Raw genomic sequence first — 23,420 nt, forward strand, 5'->3', positions numbered from 1 at the left:
GGGCTCTTCAGCCCGTCAACTGTGTAACACAGTACACACCCTGTGCCAGGGGCGCAACTCGGGATCCAGCATTCCCTGGAATCACTCCCCTCCCGCAACCCCCTCGGCCTGACGGATGCGTTCCTCCAGGCACCGCAGCGCGGCCCTGACCGCCGCGTCAGCGTCGACCCCGCTCGCCTGGGCACGGGCAACAAGGACCTGGATCCGTTCCCCCACCTCATCGGCGGTCACGGGTTCGTCGGGAAACTCGATCGGCACCTCGTGCGACCTGGCCCGCGCGATCACCTTCTGAGTGCGCGCCAGGGAGCTCATGGCCTGGGCGATCCCGTCCAGCGACGAGGTGCGTCCCTTCTCCTGACGTTTGCGGCGCTCCCAGACCCCACGCAGATCCTCGGGCACCTCGCCATCACCGAAGACGTGGGGGTGGCGACGGATCAGTTTGTCCGCGATACCCCGGGCGACGTCGTCGATGGTAAACCGCCCCTCGTCCTGAGCTATCCGGGCGTGGAAATACACCTGGAGCAGCAGGTCGCCGAGTTCCTCACACAGGTCGGCGTCGGTACCCTCCTCCACCGCGTCGACCACCTCACAGGTCTCCTCGATGAGATGTGTCAGCAGCGACACATGGGTCTGTTCTCGGTCCCAGGGGCATTCGACGCGCAGCCGCGCCATCACCTCGTTGAGGCGGATCAGCTGCTCGCCGGCCCCGGACATCAGCTCTCCGCCTTGACCGAGATGGATCCCCCCATGGGGTCGAAGCCCTGCTCCGGATCCCATGCCCCGTAGCGGGGGTTGATCTCCACGGACGGGAGGGCTGCTCTCACGCTGCCCAGGTCTAAGGTCTTTTTGCCGAGTTCCATCCTGAAACCGTTCTTGAAGGGCTTCTCGCACGGGGTTCCCACCAGCGGAGCGAGCTGGGAGTCGCGCTTCATCGATTGGAGCGCAGCATCATCGAGGGATTTTCCGAGACGCTGGGCGGCGCCTTCGAAAATCTCCCCGAAGACCATGAGGGAAACGACCTTCGACCGATTGGGTTTGAGTCCTGCCGCCTTGCAGGAGTCCACGATCTCGGTGAGCTCGGTCTCCGAAATAACCTTGTCGCCCACGATCGCTGCGGTTGACGGGCTGTGCGCGCAGCCGGTGAGGGCGGCGACCGCAACGAGCGGAACGGCGATGCGGGCGGCGAGTTTCATGGACGATCCTCCTGGAGACGGCTTTGCTCCGAAGCATACCCACGACCAGCGGGCTGAACCCGGTGCGCCACCGACACGGAACCGCCCCGACGGATGTACCCGTCGGGGCGGTCGGAGTCTCGGGAGGGCAGCCTCAGGAGAACGTAATGTCGACCGTTTCCGTCTCAGGAGCGGCCACTTCCTTCTGCTTTTCGGCAACCGACAGATCTTTCTTGATCTGGTCGTGGTACCCGATGGTGCCCTTCGGCTGGTAGGCGACCTGGAAGTCCGAAGCATCCTGCGGAATCTTGAGCACCACGCGGTCGGTGTATCCGGTGTCAACGACCTCAAGGGCGGAACCGCCAGTCGTCACGGTCCAGCTGGCGGTCCAGTTCAGGTGAGCAGTTCCTAGGACCGCATTCGCTGATTCGAATTTCTGGTTTTCCAACGAAAGCACGAGCCAGGCTTGACCGGCAGGGGCCCAACCGAGCGTGGCCTCGAAGGGAGTCCGGTAGGCGGCGGTCACGCGCCCGTCGTAGTCAATCTTGATGGGATCGGGGAAAGTGGCTTCCGCCCTTTCTGCTGCGGACACCGCTTCGAATGTCTTGGGACCCCAGTTCGTGGAGACCTCCACCTTCGTTTTGCCCCCTTGGTACAGAACCTGGGAGTGGTCGGTCTGGGTTGCTCCGCCTTCCAGCGACACTTTTTCGGTCTGCCCGTCGGTGGTCGCCACCAACTGCGCACCGTCGAGGGAAGCTGTGGAAACCACCAGCAGGTACTGACCTGCTTTGACTTCACCGCACTTGACGTGCGAGCAGCTGAGACCCGAGGCCTTGTCATCTGAGCTCGATCCTGTTCCCCGTTCTGCGAGCGCATCTGCGCCCCGCAAGTTGAGCTGGGTCTGACCGATCTCCACGCTCAAGGCCGCTGTGGCGTCTCGGGGTTTTTGCACGTCCGAATCGAAAACAGCGGACTTGTACTCCGGAGCAATGTCTTCCGGATTGGCGAGATCCACCTTCCAGGCGCCGAGGTTCTGTCCCTCGGCAGGCCTGCGCATACCAAGCCCTCCAGCAGGAACCTTGTAATCATTGAGGACCCGCAGTGCCTCACCCGGGATGCCCTCCAACTCCGCTTTCGCGGTGACCGTGAAGGTCCCGGCAGGCTCCTTCAACACGGCAGGTGTTCCCAGATCTGTGAGCTTGAGCGAGGCAACGGAATCGAAGGGAATCAGAACCGCGAACTCTTTCTGATCGGTCCGAGGTCCGAGGGGCGCCGCCAACTTCTCCGGATCACCGGGTGAAGCATTATCGGGGCGGAACAGTTTGCCCTTGGGATCTGCCTGTTCCTTCTTGGTCGCCTCCGAGAGCACGACACCCTTGGACGTATTGGAGGCCTGGAACGACATGCCCGTCCAGGATCCCGTCTCTCCGTACCGTTTCACGGGGCCGCAGTAGATCATCCCCGTGACCTCACCGGTGCCGCTGCCTTCCTCGAAGAAACACTTGGCCTCCTCCGCAACGGTGACAACGTCGGAGCCCAGCTGTGCGACGTCCGCCTTGAACGTGGCCTCCGCGCTCTCCAGGAACTCCTTGGCATTGGCGATGTCCGCGCCATTGGCCTTGGGTGTTGTCGCACTGCAGCCGATCAGACCGATCGCCAAGGCGATCGCAACCACACCGAGCCGCCCTGCCCGCTTGACTTTCTTCACTATTCCTCCGTCCACAGGCGCCCTGGGACAACCGGAAGATTTATTTGTCAAACGAAGACTAACGGCCCGCTCTGTGGCACCTGCACGGGGGTCAGTAGATGATCAGCCGATCACCGTGTCCAGCAGTGACATCGCCCAGGCGACCGCATCGCCGTCGGGTTTGGGCACCAGCAACTGCGATGTCGCCTGCTTGTACACCGCCCCCGGGTAGAGGCGTTGCAACCGCACCTTGCGCGACTCGGGAAGGTTCACCGGTTCGATCCGGATGTTCCTGCCCTGCGCGACAATGTCGACCACGCCGAGTTCCCGGGCGCGGTTGCGCAACACCGCGACCGCAAGGAGTTGTTCGACCGGCAGCGGCGGTTCACCATAACGATCGGCCAGTTCGGAACGCACCGCATCGACGTCATCGGCCGACCGGATCTCCGCGATCTGCTTGTACATCTCCAGCCTCAACCGCTCGGAGGGAACGTACTCGTCGGGCAAGTGGGCATCGACGGGCAGTTCGATCCGCAGCGCCGGTTCCGGGGCGGTATCCTCGCCGCGATACTGTGCCACAGCCTCCCCCACCAGCCGCAGGTACATGTCAAAACCGACGTCAGCGATGTGCCCGGACTGTTCCCCGCCAAGAAGGTTACCGGCACCGCGCAGCTCCAGATCGCGCATGGCAATGGACATGCCCGCGCCCAGGTCGGTGTGGGAGGCCATCGTCGTGAGGCGTTCGTGGGCGGTCTGGGTGAGGGTTTTGTCCGCCGGGTACAGGAAGTAGGCGTAGCCGCGTTCCGAGGAGCGCCCCACCCGGCCCCTGAGCTGGTGCAGCTGCGAGAGCCCGAGCACGTCGGCGCGGTCGATGATGAGGGTGTTGGCGGTCTGGATGTTGAGGCCCGCCTCGACGATGGTGGTGCACACTAGCACGTCGGCGCGGCGCTCCCAGAAATCGAGCATCACCTGCTCCAGTTTCGATTCCCCCATCTGGCCGTGGGCGGTGGCCACGCGGGCCTCCGGCACCAGGTCGCGCAGCTCGGCGGCCACCTTGTCGATGCTCTCGACGCGGTTGTGGACGAAGAACACCTGCCCTTCCCGGGCCAGTTCACGCCGGATCGCGGCCCGCACCTGTCCCTTGTCGTAGGGGCCGACGAGGGTGAGCACGGGGTGGCGTTCCTCGGGCGGGGTGGCGATCACGCTCATTTCCCGGATGCCGGTGATCGCGATCTCCAGGGTGCGCGGGATAGGGGTGGCCGACATCGACAACACGTCGACGTTGACCCGCAGCTCCTTGAGGCGTTCCTTGTGCTCGACGCCGAAACGCTGCTCCTCGTCGATGATCACCAGGCCGAGGTCCTTGAACGCGACTTCCTTGGCCAGCAGCCGATGGGTGCCGATCACGAGGTCGACGCGACCGCTGGCGAGACCCTCGAGAACCTTCTTCGATTCGGCGTCGGTCTGGAACCGACTCAGCTGTGCCATGTGGACGGGGAAACCCGCGAATCGGGAGGCGAAGGTCTGGTGGTGCTGACTGACGAGCAGGGTGGTGGGCACCAGCACCGCCACCTGTTTGCCATCCTGGATGGCCTTGAAAGCGGCCCTGACCGCGATCTCGGTCTTGCCGAACCCGACGTCACCGCAGATCAGGCGATCCATGGGGACCACCTTCTCCATGTCGGCCTTGACCTCCTGGATCGCCGCGAGCTGGTCGGGGGTCTCGACGAAACTAAAGGCGTCCTCCAGTTCCCGCTGCCAGGGTGTGTCGGGGCCGAAGGCGTGGCCCTTAGTGGCCTGTCTGGCGGCGTAGAGCTTGATGAGCTCGGAGGAGATTTCCTTGACGGCCTTGCGCGCCCTGGATTTGCGTTTCGCCCAGTCGGCACCACCCATCTTGTCCAGCGCGGGGGCCTCCGAGCCGACGTAACGGGTCAACTGATCGAGCTGATCCATCGGCACGAACAGCCGGTCGCCGGGCTGGCCGCGTTTGCTGGCGGCGTACTCGATGACGAGGTAGTCACGGACCGCACCCTGGACGGTGCGCTGCACCAGCTCCACGAACCGCCCAACCCCGTGCACCTCGTGGACGATCGGGTCGCCGGCCTTGAGCTCGAGGGGCTGAATGGTGTTGCGGCGGCGACTCGGCAGTTTCCGCTGGCCGCGTTCCGTGCTCTGCTGGCCCGACAGTTCGGCGGCGGTCAACAGCTCGAGTTTCACGGTTCCTGCTCGCCAGCCGCGCCGGAAGGGCCCAACGATCACATGCGCGGTCCCGGCCTCGGGTTCGGTGTCGAGTTCGGAAACCCGCGCGGTGATGTCGTGTTCGGCCAGCAGCTCGGTCATGCGATTGGCCAGGCCTTTGCCCTCGACACCGATCAGGAACCGCCAGCCGTCGCGGAGCCGGCCCTGGACGTGGGCGACGGCGGCATCCACGTCGCCGCGGAAATCATCGGTGGGTGTGATCCCGAGCCGACGGGAGTGCACGGAGTCTGCGGCGAGATTGGCATCAGGCGCCTCCTCCGCGCTGAAGGGACTGAGGCTCCACCACTTGTGCCCCAGCGCCATGGTGTGTTCCCGGACCTCACCAAGAGCCCGGTAGGAGGATGCCCCCAGGTCGATGGGTGAGGTGCCGCCGCTGGCCGCGGCCGCCCAGCTGGCGTTCAGGAACTCCTCGCTGGTGGCGACCAGTTCGACGGCCCGGGCGCGCACCAGCTCGGGGGCGGCCACCAGCACCAGGGAACGCGGCGGCAGCACGTCGGTCAGCAGTTCGAGACCGTCCACCAGGACGGGGATGAGGGCCTCCATGCCCTCGACGGCGTGACCCTCGGCCAGGCGGGAGAGCATGTCGGACAGCTGCGGGTGCTCGAGCTGGAGGGCTGCGGCGCGGCGCCGGACGGCATCGGTGAGCAGCAACTCTCGGCAGGGTTCGGCCGTGACCCGTTGCAGTTGCTCGCCGGTGGAGCGCTGGTCAGCCACCGAGAAGGGGCGAATCTCGGTCACCTCGTCGCCGAAGAAGTCGATACGCACGGGTTGTTCGGCGGTGGGCGGAAAGACGTCGACGATGCCGCCACGCACCGCGAACTCGCCGCGTCGCTCCACCAGGTCGACACGGTTGTAGGCGGCGTCCACCAGCGATGTCAGCAGGTCGGTGAGGTCGCGTTCCCGGCCGGCCTCGACGGTGACGGGGCGCATCGATGCCAGGTCCTTGACCTGCGGTTGGAGCAGGGCCCGCACGGGCGCGACCACCACCCGCGGCGGCGCATCAGAAACAAGCCGCCGCAGCACCGCCAGGCGCCTGCCGACGGTGTCGGCTCGGGGCGAGAGGCGTTCGTGGGGCAGGGTTTCCCAAGCCGGGTAGTAGGCGACGGCATCCTCCCCCAGCAGCCCGGAGATCTCGGCTGCGGTGGCCTCGGCCTCCCGGAAGGTGGAGGTAACCAGCAATATCGTGCGTCTGGACTCGGAGGCGAGCATCGCCGTCGCGGTGGCGAAAAAGGAGGTGGCGCAGGTGATATCGCGCGCCTCGGCGCCCACCACTTGGGAGTCGCGCAGGGTGGCCCGGACGGCCGGGTCTGCCTCGAGAGCGGGAAGGAGTCCGGGAAATCTCACCGGGTCATCTTGTCACGAATGCCCCCGAAATCCCGATCCCCTTCGATGCCCCGAGTCGCTGCGCACAACCATGGCGCCCAGAGATTCGCGTCCCGGCCTCTCAGGTGTTGAAGCGGTTCTGTGCCGCGACGAGACCCTCCGCCACCAGGGTCTCGACCGCATCAGCCGCGACCGCGGCGTCGAGCCGCATGGCGTCCAGGTCTGCGAGGCGCATCCTGGAGAGCACGTAGTCGGCGGCGGGTTGGCGTCCCGGGGGGCGACCGATGCCCACCCGCACGCGATGGAAGTCGCCGGTGCCGAGGTGGGCACGGATGGATTTGAGCCCGTTGTGACCGTTGTCGCCGCCGCCGAGTTTGAGGCGCAGGCGAGTCGGTTCAAGGTCGAGTTCGTCGTGGATGACGATCACGTCGGCCGGGGGGATCTTGTGGAATCTGGCGACGGCGGCGACAGCGATCCCCGAGTCGTTCATGTACGTGGTGGGTTTGACCAGCACCAGCCTGTGTTCACCAGGGAGCTGTCCTGTGGCGACCTCGGCCCGTTGCCCGCAGGCAATGGTGAACCGCACCCCGAGGCGGGAGGCCAGGTCGTCGACTGCCCAAAACCCGACGTTGTGGCGGGTCGGGGCATAGGCCGGGCCCGGGTTCCCGAGCCCGGCCACGAGATGAACCGAAGGACTCACTTGCCCTTGACCGGCATCAGGTCGACGTGTTCCAGGAAACCGGTGATCGTGTCGCGCTGCACCTGCTTCGGCGCGACAACCATGGAATCAGCACCGTCGATGCTGATCTCGAAGGTCACCCCGGGTTCGCGGAGCAGCAGAAAGGTTTCCTGACCGGGCAGGGAAATGTGGATGGGGTCGGTTCCGGGCCCGTAGATGACGGCAGGAACTCGTTCTGCGCGACGCAGCCTGCGGGCCGAGCCCTTGCCGAATTCGGTGCGGGTTTCAGCTTCCAGCTTGTGGGGGGCCATGTCTACCTCCTGAGGTGTGGGTCGGGTTGCACGCCTGCAGGGGTTGCTAGTCGATAACGGACGTCAGGTCCCTCGCCAGGCAGCGCGCATAGCCTACCTCAGGTTCGGCAGCACGTCAGAACACGAGCCCTAGACAAAGTCGCCCTGATTTCGACACGACCAGCTTCGAGGGCACGGCTACCCAGGACCGGTTATTCGCCGGGACGAAACGACCTCGCGCGTGGCGCATTCGCGGTGCAGAAAAATTCCGCTTTCAATGACTCCACAGCTTCCTTCAGGACCTCCCACAGCTTCTTCACAGATTCGCCTCGAGGATGTATCACCATGGCCTCAACCCGAGCATTGCCAGCCGTCGCGCAGCGAGCCCCCACCGAGCCACGCGGGCGGCACCTGCGTCCCTGGCGCACTCTGCTGGCCTCGGCGGCCTGGGCGGGCACGATCTTCTCGGTCTTCCTCCACCTGATCGATGACCCCGGACAGCAGATCACCGGGCTCCCCGGTGTGCTGGGCGTCCTCGGGATCGTGTCCGGGCTGATCGCGATGAACTCGTTGCTGTTCATGCTGCTGCTGACCGCCCGGGTTCCCGTGATTGACCGAGTACTCGGACAGGTCAGAGCCGTCCGATGGCGCCGACTGCTGGCGCAGGTCACCGCGCTCGGGGCATTGGCCCATGCCGCTTTGATCCTCACCGGGACCGGGTGGAACAATCGCGACGACTTTGCCGGCCCCATCGGCTTGCTGTGGACGGGAAGCCTGCAGCTGACATTCGGCTCCGCGACTTTGCTGGTATTGGCGGCGATCGCATCGGTGCTTGTGATGCACCGCGGGCTGCGCCGCGAGGCGCGATTCCTCTTCACCTTCCTCTCCTACGCAGCCATGCTCCTGGCAATCCCCCACATGTTCCGTTTCAACCCGGTTTTCCTACCCGGCACGGCGCAACACATCTACTGGGGCATCCTGCTGGCCTCCGTCGGTGCCTGCCTGCTCTGGTATCGATTCCTGAGCCCCCTGCGCCGTTCACACCGGCATCGTGTGCGGCTCGCACGCACCGTGCACCTGGCCCCCGACATCCTCCACATGGAATTCACCGGCAGGGACCTCCGCAAACTGGGCACCAGAGGCGGCCAGTGCTTCACCTGGCGCCTGCTCACTCCTCAGCTGTGGTCCCAGAGTCGTCTGTTCTTCCTGTCCGCAGCACCGACGAGGAACCGGCTGCGCATCACCGTCAGGGTCACCGATGAGTACACGGCGGAGCTGGCGGTCGCCCGGCCCGGCACGAGGGTCATCTTCGCCGGCCCCTATGGCGCCTTCACCGACGCATCCCGGACCCGGAACGGTCTGGTGCTGATCGGATCTGGAACCGATCTCGCACCAATCCGGTCACTGCTGGAGGCCACCACTGCGCACCCGGCGGACACCGTCGTGATCCTTCGCGCCTCTGAGGCCGACGACCTGGTACTCCTCGACGAGTTCCAGGAGCTGTGTGATGATCGCGGCATTGTCCTGCACCTGATGACCGGGCCACGCCACGAGGACCGCTGGGTGAGCATCGGATACGCCGATCACGATCTCTCAACTCTGGCACCGAATCTTGGCGACTCCGACGTGTTCGTGTGCGGCCCGGACGAATTCGTCGATTCCGTCCTGGCTGAAGCCCGTAGCCTGGGGGTTGCCTCCGAACAATGCCACGAAGAGAGACCCATGCCGTGAGCCCGCTTCTGCGTCATCCCGACGAGCCCTGTTGCCTTCCACAGGCCAAGCACCCCGGGGCATCCGCGCTGATCAGATGCTCTCCAGCGGGGTCTCCCGCGCCCCGAGGTCATTGATGAACTCCACCTGCGGGCCCTGCTTCGTAACCATGAAGGAGGTCATGGACGCCGGCGCGAGGTTGAGGCGCCGCGCGGGGAGCAGGTCGATCCCGAGCACCAGCGAGATGCAGCTCATGATCGGCCCCCAATGGCTGACCACCACCGTGGTGCCGCTGAGCCCCATGAGTTTCTCGAATGCGGGACGCACTCGGCTGTGAAGGTCGACGTGGGATTCGCCGCCGGGCACCCGAAAGGTCTCGTCGCTCCAGAATCGGAGGAGTTCGTCGGGGTTCTCGCCGCGCAGTTCGTCGCCGGTGAGGCCGTCCCAGTCCCCGAAAGCGAGCTCGTCCCAGTCCTTTCTGGGGGTGACCCCGGTCCCGAACAGCTCGGCCACGGGAGCGGCGGTTTCCCGGGCACGCCGCAGGGACGACGACACCACCCGCACTTCCGGAGCGTTACCGAGGAAGGATCCGACGCGGGCGGCAAGGTCACGGGCCTGGGTGCGTCCTTCGGCATTGAGTGCCGGATCGGCTCCCCCTCGCCCGTCCCACCGACCAGAAGCGGTGAAATCGGTGACGCCGTGCCTGCAGAGAACAACGCGACTTCCAGTCAGCAGCATGAGCAAAAGGCTAGTGGCCGCGGGGGCGTGCTGCCAGCATCCGCTCCGACAGATGGAATGGTCGGCCAGTCATGAAACGCGCAAGGGCACAATGCCCCCATGGACCTGCCCGGTTTCGCACGCGCCTCCCGTGACTGGTTCCGTCGTCCCGTTCTCGACCTCGCGCCGCTGCTGCTCGGCTGCGCCTTGGTTCGGCGCACCAGTGACGGCACCGTCGCGGTCCGCATCACGGAGGTGGAGGCCTATGCCGGGTCCGCCGACCCGGGGTCGCACGCCTTCCGGGGCCGCACCGCCCGCAACGCCACCATGTTCGGGGAGCCCGGGCACCTGTACTGCTATGTCAGCTATGGGATACACCACAACCTAAACGTGGTGTGCGACGAGGAGGGTGTCCCGACGGGGTGCCTGCTGCGTGCCGGCGAGGTCATCGAGGGAGCGGGCCTGGCCAGGAGCCGTCGCACTGCAAGGCCTCGCACGACTCCCCTGCCCGAACATCACCTAGCCCGTGGTCCCGGGAATCTAGGGCAGGCGCTCGGGTCGTCGCGCGAGACCGACGGAGCCGATCTGCTGGGCCAGGAGTGGTCGTGGTGGTTGCCCAACACTCCACCTGGCGAGTGGCTGACGGGCCCCCGGGTGGGAGTGTCGGGCCCGGGAGGCGACGGCGAGCGTCACCCGTGGCGTTTCTGGCTGCCCGACGAACCCAGCGTCTCCGCCTACCGGCCCGGAACCTCCAGACGTCGCTCCTGACAAGGTCAGTGGTCCTGTCGTTCGTAGAAACGAATGGACACCGGAAGGGATGCCGCATAGAACACCAGACTGCAGACCACGAGAAGGCATGGCCACCACGCGTGTCCCCAACCCGACATCGGGGGCATCAGCGCCTCGACAATGGCACCACCCAACAGCACGACCGAAAGCCCAACGACCATCACGGTCGCTCCTATGCCACCTCCGAAACGAAGCAGCACGGGAACCATGATCGCGGAAATGGAAAATATGATCCCCGCAGAAATGAAGACCGTTACCCACCAGTTATCAATAATTTTCACCCCCATAAATTTCACAGCAAACAGTACCGCTACCGCCACAAACTCAACAACAATGACACAAACTACTGAAATCAGGTAGTGCGAGATCATCACGACCCTACGTCGCAGCGGCAAGACGTCATAAAGAAGGCGGTCCTCCTCCAACGAGTCCAAGTAAAATCCACCATGCAGAACCCCTATCGTCGCAAAAAGCACGACAATAGAAAGACCAAAAACCCAGATCGTCACTCCTTTTGAGCCATTGAAAAAAATCCAGATCGGCATCATTATGGACATCACGAGAAAGATTCTGAAAACATGCCGAATATCCACCCTCATAAGGTTTCTCAGTTCTCGCACCCCATCACCACTTTCGCACAATCATGCCACGACGATTCAACCGAAACTTTTCTTGCGTTTTCATCTGATCAGTGATCCTGCCGCTCGTAGTTGCGAATGGACACAAACAGCGATGCAACCCAGGCTGCCAGCCCGACGAGCAGCAGCAACCATGGCATCGCGCCCAAGAACCAGGTACCGAAGGACTGCGACCACGCAGCCTGGGGCGCCGACAATATCCCTTCACGAAATCCCAGCAGTCCGGAAAGCACAAAGATCATGAGCATCGGAAAAAACACTTTTGCCCAAGATTTTTCAAATCCTATGTATACAGGAATCAATACGGAGAAAACTATCAGCATGATTCCCGTATCACGTGCAGCAACAGCAGGCCAGCCTGCGTCGACGGCAACCTCTAGAGCCGATCCAACCACCAGCATGACGGAGGCAAGGACTTCGAAGAAAACCAGGAGAATCGATGTTACCAGATAGTGCGAGATCATCACCGTTCGACGACGCAAAGGTAGGGAATCGAGAAGCAGGGACGTCTTCACCTCTCCGTCCCGGTCGATATCGAGATAGAAGACGACCATAGCCAGCACCAGCACGTAAAAACCGTAGGAAAAGATCTCTTCCTGCTTCCCTGCCCACATTCTGAAGATTATCAGCGCAAGCATTGCAGGCACCAGCAATGATCTGAAAACTCTAGTCAGGTCAACCATCACCATGGCCTTGAGTTCACGCATCTTTGCACTCCTTCGCGAGATGCACCAGCAGCTCCTCGATCGACGGGGCTTCAGCCACGACACCGGGGCCACACAACCCCAGGTCGGCGGCGGGAAGCAGCCCCTCCCAACCGACGGAGTGCCGCCTGAGGCCACGAACCCGAGAATTCAGGTCATCGGTCAGGTCGGCGACACCACCACGAACCATCACCCATGTCTCGAGCAAGTCGTCGCGAGAACCGGATGCGATCACTCTGCCGGCGTCAAGGATGGTGACCATGTCGGCGATGCGGTCCAGGTCTGTGGTGATATGGGTGGAGAAGAGGACGGAGTGTCGCTCACTGATCATGAACTCGGACAGCTTGTCCAGCAGCTCGCCACGGGCCAGGGGGTCGAGCCCGCTGGTTGGTTCATCGAGCACCAGCAGCTCGGCGCCGTGCGCCAGCGCAACGGCCAGCTGCATCTTCATACCCATGCCGCGGGAAAGCTCCTTCGCCTTAAGCTTCTGCGAAACCCCGGCCCACTCACACAGCTCTTCGAAGACCCGCTGGTTCCAGTCGGGGTAGAACGGACCGAGTAGTCGGGAAATGTCACGGACCTGCCAACTGGAGGGCCAGTATGGCCGGTCGAGAACCACACCGACGCGGCTCTTGTCGATCAGGTGCGCCGCCCCGCCTCTGGGGAGCACGGCACCGAGGGCGATCTTGATGGTGGTGGTCTTGCCTGCCCCATTGGCCCCAACCAGACCCATCACGTAGCCGCGCGGAACCTCCAGGTCAATGGGGCCGAGCTGGAACTCCTTATAGTTCTTGGTGATTCCCTGAAGCTTGAGGGGGCTGTCGTCGTTCATATGTCCTCCCCGGTTTTGAGAGCGAGTTCAAGGATGGTGCGGATCTCGTCGTCGTCGATGTCAGCCAGCCGCGCGGCAGCGACGCCGTCCGCGAAATGGGTTTCTACCTCGCGGAGCACCTGTTCGCGAACGAGTTCGGCATCGCGCGGCAGGACGAAGTACCCCTTTCCGGGCACGTTGGCGACGAGCCCATCGGCCACCAGCTCCGCGTAGGCGCGAGTGGTGGTGATGACGGAGACCCTGAGGTCGCGGGCGAGAGCCCGGATGGAAGGCAGCGCCTCCCCCTCAGAGAGCTCGCCTCGCAGGATTGCCGCTTTGATCTGATCCTCTATCTGGACGTAGATCGGGACCCCCGCGGTGTTCGACAGCACGACGTCCACCACACCCTCCTTCTGTATATATGCAGCATATACAGCAATTACGGTATATGCAAGTGTGGCGTGAGAGATCAGCTGCCGTTTCAGTAGGCACGGACACCGGCGGAGCAGGTTCCCGGTGAAGAACCGTGAGCGAACCGAGACGAAAGACAACTCCGTGACGACGCCATGCTCCGCGTGAGCTCACAGTGGAGGCGCCCTGCATGCCTACCGTCATGGCGGCCTCCGAACAGCACAGGACCAGCCAGGAAGAGCCGCGGTGGGTTTCGCGACCCTCACGAAACCCACCAGCCGTTCCCGTAACAGCCGAGTGGCTGATACCGACCCCGTGGGATCGGCATCAGCCACTCGATCTTCCTGCCCCGTGGACGCTACTCGGCTGCAAGGGCCTCCGTCGGGGTGGCGTTCGCCGCGCGCCTGCCGGGAAGCACCGAGGCGAGAGCCGCTGCAACCACGCACACCAGGATCAAACCTCCTGTGTAGAGCATGTCGACGGAGAACACCGCCTCAGGCCGGGAGGTTTCGTCCATCATCCCGAGCGATGTGACCACGCCCAGCCAGCCGAAGAACGAACCCGCCGCGACACCCATCACGATGCCCACCACGGCCAGCAGCATCGCCTCGGCCAGCAGCATCAGCCGCAGCGATCTGCGCTGCATGCCAAGGGCCCTCAGCAACGCCGATTCACGTTGCCTCTCGATCACCGACAGGCCCAGGGTATTACCGACACCCACCAGAGCGATCACCACGGCGACGCCGAGCAGCGCGGTCAACACCGTGAGGAGAACGTTCACGATCTGCTCCAGTATCCCCGCCATGGCAGCGCCGCCACCGATTTCAGCCTCAGAGCTCAGGGGAGAAACCACCTTCATCACCTGATTCAGGACGGTGGGGGAGGTCCGATCAGTCACCTTGACCCAGGCTTCCCGGATCTCGCTCTGCCCGGGCAGTTTCTCGAACGTCGGCGCGGACACCACCGCTGCATCGAAGGGAACCGACTTCGAGGAGCGCACCTCCACCTGTCCTACACCCGGCAGGTCCACCCGTTCAGGCAGACTGGTCGCGGTTTCCGGGCTGACCAGGATCACCCCGTCCGGAGCGTTCATCCGTTCTGGGAGACCGAGCTCGGCGCGGGCGGCGTTCACGTTGCGGACGGAGAACTTCCTGCGGCCAAGTTCGACCTGTTTGCTGGAGATCTCCACCACCTTTGCGACTCCCTCATTCTTGCGGAGTTCCTCCACCACACCGGATTTGAGAGGACCGTCGTAATCCCGCACACTGACATCCACCGGATAGCGCTGGTTGATCTCGGAAAGGGCCGAAGTGCGCATGGTGGAAACGGCCACCTGGAGCGTGACCACGAGTCCCACCGCAAGCATCAGGGCCACCGCCGTGGCCGAGGCGCGACGGGGGTTCCTGACGGAGTTGCTAGTGGCCAGCTTGACCGTGGAACCCATGAATCCCAGGAGCCACCCGAACAGGCGCAGCAGCACCGGCACGTAGAATGGCGCCGCCAGCAGGATCGCCAGGGAGAGGAAGCCGCCGCCGCCGATGGCCCAGAGCAATCCCCTGGCTGGATCCCCGAAGGCCTGGAAGACCATACCTCCTCCCAGGAGCAGGAAGAGACAACAGAACACCCCGCGGGTGATACCCAACCGTTTGACGCGGGAGGCGCTAGGCACCACCTGCAGGGCTTCGAGGGGACTGACCCGGGTGGCCGCGATCGATGGACCGGCCATCGACAACACGGTTATCAGCACGCCGACGAGAACGGCGATCCCCAATTCACCGAACGGGAACACCAAACCCCAATAGATGGCACCCGACCATATGCCCGCCACCGCGGCCACACCTGCTCCGATACCCACACCGAGCAGTGACCCGACGAGCCCCAGCAGAACGGCCTCTGCGAAAAGCCTTCCTGTGACCTGCCCCGTCGACGCACCGACGGCCCGCAACAGACCGATCTGGCGGCGGCGCTGGGTGACGAGGATCGTAAAGGTGTTGGCGATGATGATCATGCCCACGACCGCGGAGATCGCGGCGAAACCCAGCAGTAGGTTGCGGAAAACATCAAACCCACCTGTGAGCTGCTTCATCTGATCAACACGGTAGTCGTCCGTGGTGCTGACCTTGAATTTGTCGGCACCGAGCGGGTTGAGGGCCTGCTGGATCGATGCGACAGTTGCCTTGGGGTCCTGGGACTTGACGATCCACGTGCTGGGCTTTCGGGTCGCCCCAAAAGTGGTGATGTAGGAATTCTCGGTGTAGAGCGAGGGGGCATCATCGCTGAGACCGACCACCCGGTAGCTGGCGCTCTGCTCATTCTCCGTGAAGCCGGCTGTGATCTCGTCACCCACCTTCACGTGGAGCTTTTCCGCTCCCTTTTTCGCCAGGACGATCTCCCGCTCCACGGACGGCCATTGACCTTCGGCGAGTGAGGCCCAGCGGAATTCGGACGACGGCAATACCATGGTATTGCTGTAAATCGAGAAGTCCTCGTGCTTCAGGGGAAGGGTACCCGAGAGGGAGGCCTCCGCCTTCGTCACCCCAGCCGCTCCCTGGATGACCTTGAGAACCTCGTCCGGATCAGCAGGTTCCTCCACAGCGTCGACCACCACATCAGACTTCGAGACCGCGATCACCCCGGAACGAGTCATCGAGTTCTCCTCGGTCCGCACTCCAATCATGATCGCCGAGATAAATCCGACGCTGATCGCGATGGCGAGTAGCGTCGCGACGAACCGGCCCGGATGTAGCCGGATTTCGTTCATGGCGTCTCGCAGCATCACGCCCCCAGACGCCCGAGGCTGGCGAGCATGATCTCGGCGGAGGGCCGGGCCACGTCATCGACGATGCTCCCGTCGGAGAGCACCAGGGCCCGGTCCGCGTATCCTGCTGCCTTCGGGTCGTGGGTAACCATGATGATGGTCTGTCCCTGAACGCGGGAACAGTGCTGCAGGTATTGCAGGAGCGCCGTACCCGTGCGGGAGTCGAGGGCACCCGTCGGTTCGTCGGCGAATATCACTTGCGGCTGGGTGACCAGCGCACGAGCGATCGCGACCCGCTGCTGCTGGCCACCGGAGAGCTGGCTCGGGCGGTGGGTGAGGCGTTCGCTGAGTCCCAAGGAGTCCGCGATCTCCCCAAGCATTTCGCGGTTCGGTTTGCGCCCCGCCAACTCAAGCGGGAGAAGGATGTTCTGTTCCGCCGTAAGGGTGGGAAGCAAGTTGAAGGACTGAAACACGAAGCCGATCTTGTCCCGCCGGATTTTGGTGACCTGTCGTTCAGACAACCTGGAGAGATCCTCCTGCCCCACCCAGGCCGATCCGCTGGTGGCACGGTCCAGTCCGGCCATGCAGTGCATCAACGTCGATTTTCCGGATCCGGACGGCCCCATGATAGCCGTGAATGAACCGGCTTCAATGGCAAGAGTCACGTTGTTGACGGCGACGACAGGTCGGGGCCCGCCATCCCCGAACACCTTCGTCAGGTTCTGGGCGCCGCATGCGGAAGCCGGAGTGGGTGGAGCGATGCTCACGTCGGTACCTTCCTCGAATCTTGAACTGGCGATCTCAAACTACCGTCGCCCAGCGGACGAAACATCATCTTGGAGAACATTGTTTGCCGTCGCTTTCCCAGACCGTAGTGCCGCACCCCCGGAGCCCCTTTCGGGGTATTGCCCTGAGCCGGCGATGAGGCGTCCTGACATCATCGAGGGCATCTTCGATGCGTCCCGACAATCAATCACCCGACCTCGGATGACGAGCACCACCACACGCTCCCTCGAAGAATCACGGGACGCAGGGTTGCGTTGTTCTCCCCGAACACTCGACCCGCTGAGACAGGACGTTTTCAGATCAAAATGCGCGAGCCAGCGAACGATCAGTCAACCTCAACCGACCTGTGAGGAAACCCGTCCAAGCCCATCTATATGACAGCGACCACCAATCATCTTTGAATCGTCAAGGTTTTGCGTTTTGACCCCAGATACAGTTAACTATCGGAGAAGGCACTAGTTAACCGGGGTTAAGATCTGATCATGACCAGCGTCACACATCTCGTAGGCACCCGCTGGGAACACGTCGCGAGGCGAACCGTCGAGAAGATCGTCGGTTGCCCCATGCCGGGGTGGAACCTGTGCGCAGCATCCTGCGTCATCATAGAGATCGATTCCGGACAACCAGTGCCCAACGGAAGCCAACCCATGATGTGGCTGGTGCTGAGCGGAACCATCACCTCCATGGTCACCATCAAGGAGAAATCCCATGTCGCCAGTTACCTACAGAAAGGGGACATCTTCCTCAGCACGGATCCTCACGAGCTCAGCGAACTACTCGAGCTCCCCACGAACCATCAGGTCTTGGATTCCCCCCTCGCGCTCTCGCACAAACGCGGAGTGGCGAAGGAAAACTCCATCGTCCTCGGAACCCCGATTCGCCTCCTCTCTGCACTGGGGAAACGCCACCCCGAATGGTATCGCTTCGTAGTCGTCGCACTGCTGCGTCTCGTGGCCTATCACACGCATCGCGAGTACCAGTTTTTGACCATGAGCACCGAGGAGCGCTACCTCGCCTTCCTGCAGGAGTATCCCCGCTTGGCAGCGCGCATGTCGCAGCGTGAAATGGCCCAGTATCTCGGTCTGACCCCCGTTGGCCTGAACCGTGTTATCTCCCGGCTTCGTCAGCGCGGAGATATTCCCCGACCATCATCGCAGGAGCACACTGCCTGACGTGATTTCGTCTCCTCGTCGGTGTTGCGCCGACGAGGAGACGGATGGATTCTTGTTCGGGGCCGTCAGAACCCCAATGACTTCAGTGTGTGCCGGATCGCTTCGGCTGATTCGTGCATGCAGCCAAGCTCCCCATCGGTCAGTGGTTGTCTGAGGGAGCGTCCAGCGCCTTGACGATCGACGAGAGTAGGAACGGAGAGACAGACGTCCTTGATGCCGTACCAGTCCTCCACAAGGCTCGAAATCGGTAGCACCCGGTGTTCGTCGCGCAGCACCGATTCGATGATCCGGGTGGCCGCAAGGCCGATGGCGTAGTTGGTAGCTCCCTTACCCTCGATCACCTCATATGCAGCATTCACCACGCGATCCGCTATCGCATCACGGGTGGATTCGTCCAGCTTTCCGGTTTGCCGTTCCCAATCGAGCAGGGGAACACCGCCAATTGTGGCAGCGCTCCACAATGGAATCTCAGAATCCCCGTGTTCACCCGCGATGTATGCGTGCACATTCACCACTGCGACCTCACAGGCTTCCGCAACCAGATATCGCAGCCGGGAAGAATCCAGCACCGTGCCGGAGCCGAACAACTGGTTACGGGGAAGCCCACTGATCTTCAAAGCAGCATAGGTGGTGACGTCCACCGGATTGGTCACCATGAGGAAAATTGCTTCCGGGGAACGTTCCACCAGCGGCGGAATCACCTTCTTCATCAGGTTCACGGTGGAGGCTGCCAGATCCATTCGGGTTTCCCCTGGTTTCTGTTTCGCTCCAGCGGTGATCACGACCACGTCGGAGCCCCGGGTGATCTCGGGATCCTCGGATCCCTCAACCTTCGCCTGCGGCATGAACTGGCTGCCGTGAGCCAGATCGAGGGCCTCAGCACGAACCTTCGCCGCGTTGATGTCGTGCAGCACGACATGCCGGGCGACCCCCCGGATCAAACTGGCGTAGGCCAGCGAGGAACCCACCGCCCCGGCACCAATGATCGACAGCTTGTTGACTCCACGAACGCTCATTTGTATGCCTGCCCTCCAAACAGAGATGTCACCGATCCGTCGCGGAAAACGGCATTGATGGCCCGCGCTATCAGTGGGGCTATCGACAAAACCGTCAGATTGTCGATTGGTTCGGCAGTCCGGATCGGCAACGTGTTCGTCACGATTATCTCTGCCATACCTGACGCGTTCAGCCGCTCCACAGCAGGCCCTGAGAACACAGCATGGGTGGCGGCGCAGATAACCTTGCTGGCTCCTCGTTCCTGCAGCGCGAGCGCTGCCTGGGTAATGGTTCCCGCGGTGTCGATCATGTCATCGACAAGAATGCAGGTCTTACCCTGCACATCACCGACCACTTCGTGCACGGCAACCGTGTTGGCCTTCTCATGGTCGCGGCGCTTGTGGATGATCGCGAGCGGGCAACCAAGCTCATCGGTCCACATGTCAGCCAGTCTGACCCGTCCCGCGTCGGGAGAAACGACGCACATCTCGGAGGTGTCATAGTGCTCTCGGACGTAATCGCTCAGCACCGGCAGCCCCCAGAGATGATCGACCGGGCCGTCGAAAAACCCTTGAATCTGGGATGCGTGGAGATCCACTGACATGATCCTGTCAGCACCGGCCGCCTTGTAGAGATCGGCCACCAGCCGGGCCGAGATGGGTTCCCTGCCGAGGTGTTTCTTGTCCTGGCGCGCATACGGGTAGAAGGGCGCGACCACGGTGATACGTTTCGCGGAAGCCCGTTTCAGGGCATCCACCATGATCAGCTGCTCCATGATCCACTCGTTCACGGGTGCGGTGTGGGACTGGATCACGAAGGCGTCGCTGCCGCGTACCGATTCCTCGAAACGGACGTAGATCTCTGAATTGGCATAGGCGAGGGCGCGGGTGGGAACCAGGTTCGTCTCGAGCGTGGCCGCGATCTCCTCAGCCAGCTCCGGGAAGGCCCGACCCGAGAAGAGCATCAGATGTTTGTTGTTCGCGGTCTCATTCCTCATGCGGAGTCGTTTCATTCCTTTTTCTTTGCCCTCGACTCGATGACTGCGGGATGGACATTGCCGTCACTTTCGGCCGCGGCCCGTGCAGCCTTTGACCCGGGGCGGCGTGTGGCCACCCAGTCATCGACATTGCGCTGCCGACCCCTGGCCACGGCGAGCCCTCCTGCGGGAACGTCATCGGTGACCGCCGACCCGGCGGCCACGAAGGCCCCGTCAGAGATGTCAACAGGCGCCACCAGCACGGAATTCGACCCGATGAAAGCCGAGTTCCCGACGTGGGTGGCGGATTTGTTGACACCGTCATAATTTGCAAAGATCGTGCCCGCCCCGATGTTGACCCCATCGCCAATGACCGCATCACCGACATAGCTGAGGTGCGGAATCTTCGATCCTTCCCCAACAACCGCGTTCTTGGTCTCGACGAAGGCGCCGATCTTCCCGCCGGCACCGAGCTGAGTCCCGGGACGCAGGTAGGAGAAAGGCCCCACAGTGGCCCCGTCGCCGATGATCGCGAAGGACCCGTGAGAACGGACCACGGTGGCGTTCTCCCCCACCTCGACGTCCTGGAGGGTGGTGTCCGGGCCGATGACCGCCCCGGATGCGATGGTGGTCGCGCCCTGAAGGATCACCCCGGGCATGAGGGTGACATCCTGGCTGAGGTCGACGTCAACGTCGACCCACGTGTTGCGCGGATCGACGATGGTCACGCCCTCCCGCATCCAGCGTTCCAGGATGCGGCGGTTGAGTTCCTGACCCATCCTGGCCAGCTGGACGCGGTCGTTGACGCCCTCGGTCTGCCACACGTCGTCGGTGATCAGCGCACCGACGGGACGATCGAGATCGTGGGCGTAGCGGAGGATGTCGGTGAGGTACTGCTCGCCCTGGGCGTTGTCGGTGTTCAACTGCGCCAGGCCGTCACGCAGAACCGCGGCGTCAAAGACGTAGATGCCGGAGTTGATTTCGCGAATCAGAAGCTGCTCGTCGGAGGCATCCCGATGCTCGACGATTCCGGTGACCTTTCCGCCTGTGCGAACGATTCGCCCATAACCCGACGGGTCCTCCACCTCTGCGGTCAGCACCGTGACGGCGTTGCTTTCCGCGCGATGAATGGAGACGAGCCGGCGCAAGGTCTTGCCCGTGAGCAGGGGCACGTCTCCATAGGTGACGACCACCTCCCCCTCGAGGTTCGGCAACCGCTCCAGTCCACACGAGACCGCATGTCCGGTTCCCAGCTGCTGTTCCTGGACCGCCGTACTCACGTTCTGGCTCAGCGACTCCAGGTGCTCCAAGACCTCAACGCGCTGGTGCCCCACCACGACCACAAGGTGGTGCGGGTTGAGAGCCTCGGCCGCCGAGACGGCGTAGCTGAGCATCGATTTGCCACACACCTCGTGGAGCAGTTTGGAGTGACGCGACTTCATTCGTGTGCCGCCGCCGGCGGCCAGGACGATGACCGCTGCGACGGGAGCCAGATCGCTGTCAGGGATGGTCAAGACGGTTTCCTTCCCACGGTTCGCCGGGGCCTCCCCGGATTCACGATACGAAACTACCAGTCGCAGGGCCTGCCGGCCCACTGTTCATCGGCACGGCCCCGAAACGGGCAGGTCCGCTGATCCCCTGCGTCGATACCATGACGTTTATGGTGAGATTCAACACGGATCCCCTGGTTGCGCCGCTCACCCCGCAAGAATTCCACGCGCTGAAACAGCGCCGCACACGAGGCGAGTTCGGCACCTCGACACCCAACTTTTACGTGGTGATAGCCATCGGGGTGGTCGTGTTCGTTTGTGTACAACTACTCGCGATTGCCGTGCCGCTCATCAGGGCAATGACACCATCTGGAGATCCACCACAGTTCCTGTGGCCATTAATTCTGCTGGCCCTGGGCATCGCCGCAATCTGCGCCGCAGCCCTGTTCATGACGATCAGATCGCATCGGCGACGGCAGCTTCGCTGGAGCTTGTTGGCACGTTTCGCCGACGCCAACGGGATGCGGTTCGGGATCCATTCAGCGAATCCCCAGTATCCCGGGGTGCTTTTCAACGAAGGGAAGTCCCGGGCCTCGACTCTTCATTTGTTCTCCCCGGTTGGTGTGCTGGCCGACGTTGGCGGCTACGAGTACACCACCGGCGGAGGACAAAACAGAGTCACCCATCACTGGCATTTCGCTGCGTTCCGGCTGCCGCATCCCGTCCCGCACCTACTACTCGACGCCAGGGCGAACAACGGTGCGTGGGGAACAAACCTGCCAGAAACCTTCGCGTCTTCACAACGCATCAGCCTGGGTGAGCCCTTCGACAGCCACTACCAGCTCTACGCCCCCGAGGGCTACGGACGCGACGCCTTCCAACTGCTGCCACCCCACGTCATGGATGCCCTGCTGAGAACTCCCATTGTCTACGACATTGAGATGATCGACACCTGGCTGTTCTGCTACACACAATCCCAGCAGGACTTGACCAACCCAGCCACCTGGCGCCTGCTGGAGACCATCGCAAACGGCGTGCTGGGTTCGCTCGCCCCAGTCGTCAACCGCTACAGCGATTCACGTGCGCTGATTGGAGCTGCCGGAAACGCCAGCTACGGGCCAGGAACCCCTGTTCAGGTCGCGCCGCAGGGCACACGGCTACGACGCGGGTGGGCATCTCAACCTTCATCGGGTTCGCCATCTTCCTGGCCTACGTGATCGTGTCCAGGCTCCTCGGGCTCCCCGGGTAGGAGTCGAACCTACTTCGCTAATCCTGATTCAAAGTCAGGCGGGCCCTGCCGGAAGACCAACCGGGGAATGGCCCGGAACCCGGGCCGGTTCGCAAGTCTAACGGAAAGAACCGGTCTTTGGGTTTTCCACAATCTCGGGGCGGCGTTGCGTTGCCGGAGGATCCGGCACCGATGCGCCCATGATTGTCGGTGAGGGAGCGATCAGAGGAGGACACATGGAGCGTTGTTTTGGGACAGGGGATCCCCTGTATGAGCACTACCATGACACCGAGTGGGGGCGTCCTCTGCCCGATGACCCGAAGGAAGCGTTACTGCTCGAACGCCTCATATTGGAAGGCTTCCAGTCGGGGCTGAAATGGATCACTGTCCTGCGCAAACGTGAAGCGTTTCGGACTGCCTTCGTCGGTTTCGACCCGGAAACTGTGGCGAGTTTTGGCGAAGAGGATGTCACTCGGCTGATGGCTGATTCCGGGATCATCCGCAACGAGCGGAAAATTCGAGCAGCCGTGGCAAACGCCAGGGCCCTGGTCGCCCTGCACGTCGCGGGTGGGCGTCTGGCGGACATCTTCGCCGAGCACGTCCCTTCCCCCGCATTGACTCCACCTGAACGCCGCGACGAGATACCCGTCCAGACCCCAGAAAGCGAGGCCCTCAGCCACCGGTTGAAGAACCTGGGGTTTCGTTTCGTCGGACCAGTGACGCTGTATTCCACCATGCAAGCCATCGGGTTGGTCAATGACCATCTCGCATCGTGCTGGACACGCAAGACGGGAGCATGAACACCAGGTGCCCGGAAGGTTTCT

At 63.0% G+C, this 23,420-nt stretch carries 21 protein-coding genes and 1 tRNA gene; 5 read left to right on the forward strand and 17 right to left on the reverse strand.

All coding sequences use genetic code 11. The features are described 5' to 3' along the window. Positions 1-81: 81 nt before the first annotated feature. From V7R84_RS06650 to V7R84_RS06675, 6 genes are all read right to left on the reverse strand, one after another. Positions 82-714 carry a MazG family protein gene (locus V7R84_RS06650; protein ID WP_338573332.1) on the reverse strand — a complete coding sequence of 211 codons (633 nt, stop codon included), beginning with the start codon at positions 712-714 and terminating at the stop codon, positions 82-84. Then, the gene (locus V7R84_RS06655; RefSeq protein WP_338573334.1) at positions 714-1,193 is read right to left on the reverse strand and encodes a hypothetical protein; all 480 of its coding nucleotides are present in this window, start codon (positions 1,191-1,193) and stop codon (positions 714-716) included. The genes V7R84_RS06650 and V7R84_RS06655 overlap by 1 nt, the downstream gene beginning before the upstream one ends. A gap of 133 nt (positions 1,194-1,326) precedes the next feature. Further along, the gene (locus V7R84_RS06660) at positions 1,327-2,880 is read right to left on the reverse strand and encodes a hypothetical protein (RefSeq protein WP_338573335.1); all 1,554 of its coding nucleotides are present in this window, start codon (positions 2,878-2,880) and stop codon (positions 1,327-1,329) included. Between the two features lie 102 nt (positions 2,881-2,982). Next, the gene (gene mfd / locus V7R84_RS06665; protein WP_338573338.1) at positions 2,983-6,462 is read right to left on the reverse strand and encodes a transcription-repair coupling factor; all 3,480 of its coding nucleotides are present in this window, start codon (positions 6,460-6,462) and stop codon (positions 2,983-2,985) included. Positions 6,463-6,562: 100 nt separating this feature from the next. Beyond that, the gene (gene pth, locus V7R84_RS06670) at positions 6,563-7,141 is read right to left on the reverse strand and encodes an aminoacyl-tRNA hydrolase (protein WP_338573340.1); all 579 of its coding nucleotides are present in this window, start codon (positions 7,139-7,141) and stop codon (positions 6,563-6,565) included. After that, positions 7,138-7,431 (reverse strand): hypothetical protein, encoded by a 294-nt coding sequence (locus V7R84_RS06675; RefSeq protein ID WP_338573343.1) that lies wholly within the window; start codon positions 7,429-7,431, stop codon positions 7,138-7,140. Before V7R84_RS06675 ends, pth begins: the two co-directional genes overlap by 4 nt. Positions 7,432-7,755: 324 nt before the next feature. Here V7R84_RS06675 and V7R84_RS06680 point away from each other — a divergent pair, with 324 nt between their 5' ends. Beyond that, on the forward strand, positions 7,756-9,141 hold the full coding sequence (locus tag V7R84_RS06680) for a hypothetical protein (RefSeq protein ID WP_338573346.1): 1,386 nt from the start codon (positions 7,756-7,758) through the stop codon (positions 9,139-9,141). A gap of 72 nt (positions 9,142-9,213) precedes the next feature. On the opposite strand, the gene V7R84_RS06685 is transcribed toward V7R84_RS06680, so the two are convergent. Then, complete coding sequence (locus V7R84_RS06685; protein WP_338573348.1) at positions 9,214-9,858, reverse strand: histidine phosphatase family protein; 645 nt, start codon at positions 9,856-9,858, stop codon at positions 9,214-9,216. A gap of 99 nt (positions 9,859-9,957) precedes the next feature. Between V7R84_RS06685 and V7R84_RS06690 the strand changes: the two genes are divergently transcribed. Beyond that, the gene (locus tag V7R84_RS06690; protein ID WP_338573350.1) at positions 9,958-10,605 is read left to right on the forward strand and encodes a DNA-3-methyladenine glycosylase; all 648 of its coding nucleotides are present in this window, start codon (positions 9,958-9,960) and stop codon (positions 10,603-10,605) included. Between the two features lie 5 nt (positions 10,606-10,610). On the opposite strand, the gene V7R84_RS06695 is transcribed toward V7R84_RS06690, so the two are convergent. The 6 genes from V7R84_RS06695 to V7R84_RS06720 all read right to left on the reverse strand — a co-directional run bounded on the left by V7R84_RS06695 (position 10,611) and on the right by V7R84_RS06720 (position 16,748). Next, the gene (locus V7R84_RS06695) at positions 10,611-11,219 is read right to left on the reverse strand and encodes an ABC-2 transporter permease (RefSeq protein WP_338573352.1); all 609 of its coding nucleotides are present in this window, start codon (positions 11,217-11,219) and stop codon (positions 10,611-10,613) included. Positions 11,220-11,314: 95 nt separating this feature from the next. Continuing rightward, on the reverse strand, positions 11,315-11,971 hold the full coding sequence (locus V7R84_RS06700) for an ABC-2 transporter permease (protein WP_338573354.1): 657 nt from the start codon (positions 11,969-11,971) through the stop codon (positions 11,315-11,317). Further along, the gene (locus V7R84_RS06705) at positions 11,964-12,800 is read right to left on the reverse strand and encodes an ABC transporter ATP-binding protein (protein ID WP_338573355.1); all 837 of its coding nucleotides are present in this window, start codon (positions 12,798-12,800) and stop codon (positions 11,964-11,966) included. Before V7R84_RS06705 ends, V7R84_RS06700 begins: the two co-directional genes overlap by 8 nt. Further along, a complete protein-coding gene (locus V7R84_RS06710; RefSeq protein WP_338573356.1) occupies positions 12,797-13,180 on the reverse strand; it encodes a GntR family transcriptional regulator in 384 nt (127 codons plus the stop codon). The genes V7R84_RS06705 and V7R84_RS06710 overlap by 4 nt, the downstream gene beginning before the upstream one ends. A gap of 368 nt (positions 13,181-13,548) precedes the next feature. After that, positions 13,549-15,951, reverse strand: coding sequence for an ABC transporter permease (locus V7R84_RS06715; RefSeq protein WP_338573358.1), 2,403 nt, complete (start codon positions 15,949-15,951; stop codon positions 13,549-13,551). Between the two features lie 14 nt (positions 15,952-15,965). Further along, complete coding sequence (locus V7R84_RS06720) at positions 15,966-16,748, reverse strand: ABC transporter ATP-binding protein (protein ID WP_412728113.1); 783 nt, start codon at positions 16,746-16,748, stop codon at positions 15,966-15,968. Positions 16,749-17,216: 468 nt separating this feature from the next. On the opposite strand from V7R84_RS06720, the gene V7R84_RS06725 reads away from it, so the two are divergent. Then, positions 17,217-17,906 carry a Crp/Fnr family transcriptional regulator gene (locus tag V7R84_RS06725; protein WP_338573360.1) on the forward strand — a complete coding sequence of 230 codons (690 nt, stop codon included), beginning with the start codon at positions 17,217-17,219 and terminating at the stop codon, positions 17,904-17,906. Between the two features lie 65 nt (positions 17,907-17,971). Here the strand turns inward: V7R84_RS06725 and V7R84_RS06730 are convergent, their stop codons facing one another. From V7R84_RS06730 to glmU, 3 genes are read right to left on the reverse strand one after another with little or no spacing between them, the layout of a single operon-like run. Next, the gene (locus V7R84_RS06730; RefSeq protein WP_338573361.1) at positions 17,972-18,922 is read right to left on the reverse strand and encodes an L-lactate dehydrogenase; all 951 of its coding nucleotides are present in this window, start codon (positions 18,920-18,922) and stop codon (positions 17,972-17,974) included. Next, the gene (locus tag V7R84_RS06735; protein ID WP_338573363.1) at positions 18,919-19,899 is read right to left on the reverse strand and encodes a ribose-phosphate diphosphokinase; all 981 of its coding nucleotides are present in this window, start codon (positions 19,897-19,899) and stop codon (positions 18,919-18,921) included. The genes V7R84_RS06730 and V7R84_RS06735 overlap by 4 nt, the downstream gene beginning before the upstream one ends. Before the next feature lie 11 nt (positions 19,900-19,910). Then, positions 19,911-21,392 carry a bifunctional UDP-N-acetylglucosamine diphosphorylase/glucosamine-1-phosphate N-acetyltransferase GlmU gene (gene glmU, locus V7R84_RS06740; protein ID WP_338573365.1) on the reverse strand — a complete coding sequence of 494 codons (1,482 nt, stop codon included), beginning with the start codon at positions 21,390-21,392 and terminating at the stop codon, positions 19,911-19,913. 146 nt (positions 21,393-21,538) lie between these two features. Here glmU and V7R84_RS06745 point away from each other — a divergent pair, with 146 nt between their 5' ends. Beyond that, a complete protein-coding gene (locus tag V7R84_RS06745; RefSeq protein ID WP_338573366.1) occupies positions 21,539-22,585 on the forward strand; it encodes a hypothetical protein in 1,047 nt (348 codons plus the stop codon). A 20-nt stretch (positions 22,586-22,605) separates the two neighbouring features. Here V7R84_RS06745 and V7R84_RS06750 read toward each other — a convergent pair. Continuing rightward, positions 22,606-22,684 (reverse strand) — tRNA-Gln (locus V7R84_RS06750). A 148-nt stretch (positions 22,685-22,832) separates the two neighbouring features. On the opposite strand from V7R84_RS06750, the gene V7R84_RS06755 reads away from it, so the two are divergent. Beyond that, positions 22,833-23,396: a DNA-3-methyladenine glycosylase I gene (locus V7R84_RS06755; protein ID WP_338573367.1), complete on the forward strand. Its 564-nt coding sequence runs from the start codon at positions 22,833-22,835 to the stop codon at positions 23,394-23,396. Positions 23,397-23,420: the final 24 nt, after the last annotated feature.

Origin of the sequence: Arachnia propionica, assembly GCF_037055325.1 — a bacterium.
Classification (GTDB): Bacteria; Actinomycetota; Actinomycetes; order Propionibacteriales; family Propionibacteriaceae; genus Arachnia.